General features: G+C 46.3%; 6 protein-coding genes and 1 pseudogene. 3 read left to right on the forward strand and 4 right to left on the reverse strand.

Features of this window, described 5'->3' with window-relative positions; translation table 11 throughout:
• Positions 1-147 (reverse strand): annotated as a pseudogene (locus AMS66_RS34135) (transglutaminase domain-containing protein); the annotation flags it as partial.
• An 18-nt stretch (positions 148-165) separates the two neighbouring features.
• A complete protein-coding gene (locus tag AMS66_RS24475; protein WP_053783326.1) occupies positions 166-621 on the reverse strand; it encodes a hypothetical protein in 456 nt (151 codons plus the stop codon).
• Between the two features lie 217 nt (positions 622-838).
• Here AMS66_RS24475 and AMS66_RS24480 point away from each other — a divergent pair, with 217 nt between their 5' ends.
• Complete coding sequence (locus tag AMS66_RS24480; RefSeq protein ID WP_053783266.1) at positions 839-2014, forward strand: MFS transporter; 1176 nt, start codon at positions 839-841, stop codon at positions 2012-2014.
• A 521-nt stretch (positions 2015-2535) separates the two neighbouring features.
• Entirely contained in the window at positions 2536-2883 is a 348-nt protein-coding gene (locus AMS66_RS24485) for a toprim domain-containing protein (RefSeq protein WP_053783267.1), read from the forward strand.
• A gap of 83 nt (positions 2884-2966) precedes the next feature.
• On the opposite strand, the gene AMS66_RS24490 is transcribed toward AMS66_RS24485, so the two are convergent.
• The gene (locus AMS66_RS24490) at positions 2967-3578 is read right to left on the reverse strand and encodes an SCO family protein (RefSeq protein WP_053783327.1); all 612 of its coding nucleotides are present in this window, start codon (positions 3576-3578) and stop codon (positions 2967-2969) included.
• Positions 3579-3809: 231 nt separating this feature from the next.
• Positions 3810-4739 (reverse strand): heme o synthase, encoded by a 930-nt coding sequence (gene cyoE / locus AMS66_RS24495; RefSeq protein WP_053783268.1) that lies wholly within the window; start codon positions 4737-4739, stop codon positions 3810-3812.
• A gap of 253 nt (positions 4740-4992) precedes the next feature.
• Between cyoE and AMS66_RS24500 the strand changes: the two genes are divergently transcribed.
• Positions 4993-5973 (forward strand): metal-dependent hydrolase, encoded by a 981-nt coding sequence (locus tag AMS66_RS24500; RefSeq protein WP_053783269.1) that lies wholly within the window; start codon positions 4993-4995, stop codon positions 5971-5973.
• The last annotated feature ends 160 nt before the right edge of the window (positions 5974-6133 follow it).

Below are 6133 nucleotides of genomic sequence, written 5' to 3' on the forward strand. Positions count from 1 at the left end.
GCCATCCATGAGGAATCCAAAGAGTCTTCCCGCCGAACGCGAAGCACCTCTGGACCATCCCTGAAGCAATGAAGCGGCCACAATCAGCAATAGCATAATCGTTATGCCATTGAATTCTTTCAGACTGTCCAGCCAACTTTGCAGCACGTATTCATTCCTCCTTTACTACGAAGCCGGTGCTGTTCCGTTCTCCTGTGCCTGTTTGACAAAAGTTCGTATCGTTTCATTGTCGACCTTCCATTCACCCAGTGAGATCCCCCGAAGTGTAACATCGACTTTATCCGAATTCGTTCTACCTTTAATATCCACATTGGGGCTTGTGATGGTGAATGCACCATCCTGTCCCTTGGTGTATGTTGCTTTGGAAGCTTCCTTGAGCATCATACTGGTCGCTTCCTTCTTCAATGTGTCCATCGTACTTGATTGTACGTCAGTAACTGTCTGTTTGATCTGATCAATGGAGATGCCGCTGTATATCAGTAGAGCCGCAATAATGATGATGGCAATCGCCCATTTCAATACGGTTTTGACCACATTCAGAACAAAGAACAAAATGATCAACGCAACCACGATCACCAGCCAGTTCTGCATCACAAACTCTTTGATTACTTCTATGTTCATGACTACACCTTCCGTATTAGAGTTGTTTATTAACACTTCCCGAATATTATACATGATTTCCGAAGCTGCTGTCAGCTAAGCCCTCCTATGTAAAAATAAACGGTCTAAGTTCGTCCCGCCGGGCGTACAAGTAGTACCATGAGGTTCTGTCCAAAGGAACGGGGAACACGGCATGACCAGTTATTGAACATGCATCGCTTAACAAGGAGGGGCTTATGTGAAAACGGCCATCTGGCTATATCTATTTTTGTTCCTTGCTGTTTTTGATCTGCACGCCCAGTATCCAATCTTGACCCCTTTCGCTATCTCGCTCGGGGCGGCCCCGACCTTCATCGGCTGGATGATGGGTATCTATTCCTTGACTCATCTCCCAGGCAATCTGATTGCCGGAACCCAAATCGACAAACATGGCAGTCGTCGTTACATTGTGTTCAGTTTGCTGGGTGCAGGCATCATTTTGCTTATCCAGGCGCAAATCCATACACCATGGCAGCTGCTCGCCCTGCGTTCCATCAGCGGATTTGTACTTGCTTTTCTGTCTCCGGCCTGTCTCGCACTGCTAGCGCAGCTATCAAGCGATCCGATTAAGCAAGGCAAGTATATGTCAGGCCATGGCGTTGTACATACGCTGGCATCCGTGGTATCACCCGCCGCAGGCGCATTGATCGTCGGAGCTCTTGGATTTTCCGCCACCTTTGCAAGTCTAGGTTATCTGCTCATTCTGTCCGGCGTTATCGCATGGTTATCCATGCCCAAAGGCCTGGCTGAAGTTCAGCACGAAGTAGTGACCGAGCCCGCCAAGCCTAGCAACCCGGCAGAAGAAAAAAGAAAATTCCTGCCCGTATCCTGGCGTTACTTTGCCCTACCTCTTGTCATTGCTTGTGCCCAAGGTATTCTTTTTTTTGAACTGCCTCTGCGTGGAGGCGGACATTCATCCATGATGTCTACCGGGCTTTTGTTTTCCATTATCAGCATCGGAGCACTATTTACCCTAAGCATGCTGTTTCTCAACCGCTATTCCCCCAAACTGCGGTTGATTGCAGGTGTGCTGCTGATGTCTTTATGTTTCTTTGCTATGGCGGCGATACCACAGATTCCGTTGTCTTCCGTGCTCTTCGTTCTGGGGATGTCTAAAGGCATTATTTTCCCTGCCATGGCAACACTCTTTATCCGATTAAGCGGAGGAAACAAGCTGGGTCGCATCTTCTCATTGCAATCCATTGCTACCTCCATCGGCTCTTTCATCGGCCCAATCACAGCAGGACAGCTTCGCGTGGGTCTATCCCCATATTTTATTGCCTTTGTATTATTGATGATCGGTATTATGCTGCTCCCTTATTTCACAGCCAGACGCGAAGCTTCCTTGTCTGATCCCAAAAGTATATTGGGTTAACCGTATAAGGATGATCTATTATCTGTACCCTTTGACAACAGAAAGGCTTGTATTTTTCTTGGCTTTGCATCATTCCCCCATTTACAGATACACTATATAAAATGGACGGACGGTTTATACACACAAACGGAACGGCTTCTGAGCATAACCTTTTTCATCTTCAAGATTTCTCTTTCTTAAATTAGGAATGGATGATCAGTGAAAGTAGTAGTGGAGGAGACGGAATCGATTCTGAAGAAGCGGTAGCGTTCGCCTTTGTCTCCGAATGTTATACCTTTGAAGAGTAAATTCAGAACATTTGGAGGCAACAGCGATCGAAAGAACGATCCGTAACCAGAACGGCCACTATTGGTTAGACATTCCCTTCAGAATGTGAAAAAGAAGTTAGAAATCAGAGGTGCTTCTGTCAGCATAGTCGCTCGTGTAAAAGTTAGGCGTCCATTTTATATAATCCAGTCGATTTTCGCTGCAACATTTCCCGGGGAATGTCGACATAAGCTCTCGATCAAGAGGTGAATATGATGCCTATTCATGTCATTGTAGAAGGTAAAAATGACCGCAGCAAACTAAAACGCCTTGTAGCACCCGAAATCAACATTTTGTGCACCTTTGGAACACTGAATTCGCTCAAGCTTGAGTCGTTGCGCAAACAGGTTGGTTACGATGAGGTCTACTTATTTATGGATAATGACAGTTCAGGCAAAAAAATCAGAGGTGTGCTCCGAGATGCCTTCCCTGATGCAGTACAGATGTATACGCGCCGCGGCTATGCGGGTGTGGAGGGAACCCCCGACGAATACATTATTGCCCAGCTGGAGAAAGCAGGATTAGAATCATATATTCAATATCCTGAATTCCCATCGTTTTAGGAAAAACAGAAAGAGGCTGCTCCGGGGTATTCATTCAACCCAAGAAGCAGCCTCTTTATTTGGCTTGTCAATTATGAACGCATTTATTCCTTGATCAAATTGCGTATGTCCTCAGCAATTACTGCTGGTTCAACATCCTCTGTATTAAAAGCATTGTATACCTTGCGCAGCTGGTTATTCCGATCCACCAGTCCAATCATGTTCATATGGGCAAAATCGTCCTTGTTCTCACCCTCAATGAGGATCTGGAATGAATCCCTGGCGAGCTGCTTCGTTTGATCCATGTCCCCCCGCAGGAAGTACCAGCCTTCATAATCCGCGTGGAATCGATCTGCAAATTCCTTAATCTTCTCCTTGGTATCCACTTTCGGATCAAACGAGATGGACACAAATGAGACATCCTTGCCAAAGGTATCGTCCTCTTTCAACAGATCCTGCACCTGGGATAACGTAAACGTCGTAATTGGGCACACATCCGGACAACTGGTGAAATAAAAGTAGAACAAACGCACCTTGCCTTTCGTATCATCCAGTGACACTGTGCTTCCATCTACATTCTCCATCGAAAAGGATTGAATCTCCCGAATTTCGGGTAATTTTTCCTTGCTGGCAAATACGGTGCCCCACATTAAATACACTGCCATAATCAGTGCGAGCCCCAGCAGCATCCATGTCCATTTATACTTTTTCAGCATCATTCTCGTCCCTTCCGATATCAGATCATATGAATACGCATACATAAAGCTTTAACGGTTTCCGATAAAATTCATGGACTCTGGATCGTGTTTTTAAATGCATTTCCTCATTCCCATACCAATATGATGCATATGTATACGAAGAACCCAATCGACAATGAGCTCCCTTGTTATTGTAGCTGTTCCACAGCCCCGTGCCCATTTAATGTTTATTACAGCATTTCATACTGCTTATTTGTGCACTGTATCCAGAATCATCAATATAAAACTCAAAGACAGATAGTTAATGGAGTAAAGGAATACCTTTTTGGCCCAGGCATCTGTATTTTGTGCACGAAAGCCTTGGAGTGCGTAGTACAGCCACAGCACGGAAAGTATCAGTGAAACGGTAAGATAAAAGATTCCTGCGTACCCGTACCCATACATGAGGACCGGGACAAAGATTTGCAAAATCAGATAAGGAATCATCTGAACCTTGGTCCGTTCAATGCCTTTCACAACCGGCAATAGTGGAAATCCGCCAGCCCGATAATCTTCCACCCTGCGGATCGCGAGCGCCCAGAAGTGTGGAGGCTGCCATAGAAATAACATGGCCAGAAGCAGCCATGCACCAACATCCATACGTCCGGTTACCGCGACATACCCGATGACTGGCGGCATTGCACCGGACAGACCACCGATGGAGGTACTCCATGTCGATGAACGCTTTAACCAAAGGGTGTACATAATCACATAGACAAACATGCCAAACATGCCGCATAATCCGGCAAGTGCCCCAGAAAAGGAAAAGAGTACGGATAATCCAAGCACACCCAAAATAATGGCATAGGATAGAACGACTTTGGGTGTTAAACGTCCTGTTGGCAAGGACCTGTTGCGGGTACGTTCCATTTTGAGATCAAGTTCACGGTCAAAGTAATTATTAAATACACAAGAAGAAGCCATAATCAGTACCGTTCCGAGCAGGGTCAGCAGCATCTTGCCGTAGTTGACGTCCCACTGGGATGCAAGCCAAAAGCCACCAAAAACCGCAATAAGGTTGGTTCGAAGAATGCCCGGTTTCGTAATATGGATAAAATCTTTCCACGTCCCTGATTTCATCGGAGGCGCAGATCGTGTTGCCGAATCGGAAGAAGCCTGGTATCTCAATGAATTGTCCACGCTTGTGAATCCCCCTTGTTCTTGATCTCATGGAGATTTTTCTCTCTGCCTCCGATATAAAGTTTATCACAGGAAAAGGAAAAAGAGTTTGACAATGCTCGTACAATTGCTGTCAATTGAGCAGGTTCTTGTCATATCTTTGGAAATTAGGGTGTTTTGCTTCCCGGTAGGCGGATAATATACACTATATATGGGTATCACCTAGATAGAGAAGCAATACGCATTAACGATACACCACACAAAGGAGACGTTTATGGATACTTCTACACATTTTGTCATGGGGATTGGTCTGGCCGGTCTGGCTTATGTCGATCCCGTTGTCGCGACCAGTCCCATGCTCGCAGCTGCGGTCATGGTTGGCACCATTGCAGGCTCGCAGGCTCCTGACATCGATACTGCGTTACGTCTCAAAAGCAACTCGCTCTACATCCGGAATCACCGGGGCATGTCCCATTCACTGCCATTTCTCCTGTTATGGGTTCTGCTCATCACCGGTGTCATTGCCCTGATCTTTCCCGGTGTCGCTGTTGGACACGTCGCGGCCTGGACTGCTGTCGCCGTAGGCGTACACGTTTTTACCGATTTGTTCAATACCTATGGAACCCAGGCAGCGCGACCTTTTACAGAACGCTGGATTGCCTGGAACATCATTCATATTTTTGATCCGTTTCTGTTTACCACACATGTGCTGGCCATTTTGTTATGGGCCTTCGATCTGATCGCCCCTGCTCCACTCTTTGTTTCACTGTATATTTTGATTGGCTTGTATTATGTATGGCGGACAATAGCACGTGCTATGGCTGTTAGACAGGTGAAGCGAATCGACAAAAATAATTCTGAGGCTCATTATATGGTGATCCCAACGATATCCTGGAACCGATGGCATGTGGTGAAAAGATATGCAAACAATAGCTATGAGATTGGCAAAATGGATCATTCCGTCCTAACCTGGAATCTCCATGCCTCATCGTCCACTCACGCCGCTGTCGCAGCCTCACGCAAATCTCCTGAAGTCACTGCATTTCTGTACTTCACATCCTATGCTGTCGCAGAGGTGGAAGAACTACCTGCAGGGTACAAGGTACGCTGGGCAGATGTGCGTTATCGACACCGCAAACAATACCCATTTGTCGCTGTCGTGGTTATGGATCGAAATTTCGAAACGATTGATACGTATGTCGGCTGGTTAAGCGACGAGAAAATGGATAAAAAACTTTTATCCGCACGCTCTTGACGAAAGGTGCATGGAAGGGCACAATCAGACATAGGAACGAATACGCGAGAAAGCCCGGAGCGTTTCCGCTCCGGGCTTTCTGCTTGTTGCTTTTTTGGTTATAATAATTATTTGCCAGACCCAGCCAGAGACTGCTCAGCGATTTGGACCAGACGTTTAG

It is taken from the genome of Paenibacillus xylanivorans (assembly GCF_001280595.1).
Classification (GTDB): domain Bacteria; phylum Bacillota; class Bacilli; order Paenibacillales; family Paenibacillaceae; genus Paenibacillus; species Paenibacillus xylanivorans.

What these genes read in the sequence shown, in the direction of transcription:
- AMS66_RS24485 (WP_053783267.1), top strand. Translation starts at nt 2,536, where the DNA reads ATGCCTATTCATGTCATTGTAGAAGGTAAAAATGACCGCAGCAAACTA.
- AMS66_RS24490 (WP_053783327.1), bottom strand. Translation starts at nt 3,578, where the DNA reads ATGCTGAAAAAGTATAAATGGACATGGATGCTGCTGGGGCTCGCACTG.
- AMS66_RS24500 (WP_053783269.1), top strand. Translation starts at nt 4,993, where the DNA reads ATGGATACTTCTACACATTTTGTCATGGGGATTGGTCTGGCCGGTCTG.
- AMS66_RS24475 (WP_053783326.1), bottom strand. Translation starts at nt 621, where the DNA reads ATGAACATAGAAGTAATCAAAGAGTTTGTGATGCAGAACTGGCTGGTG.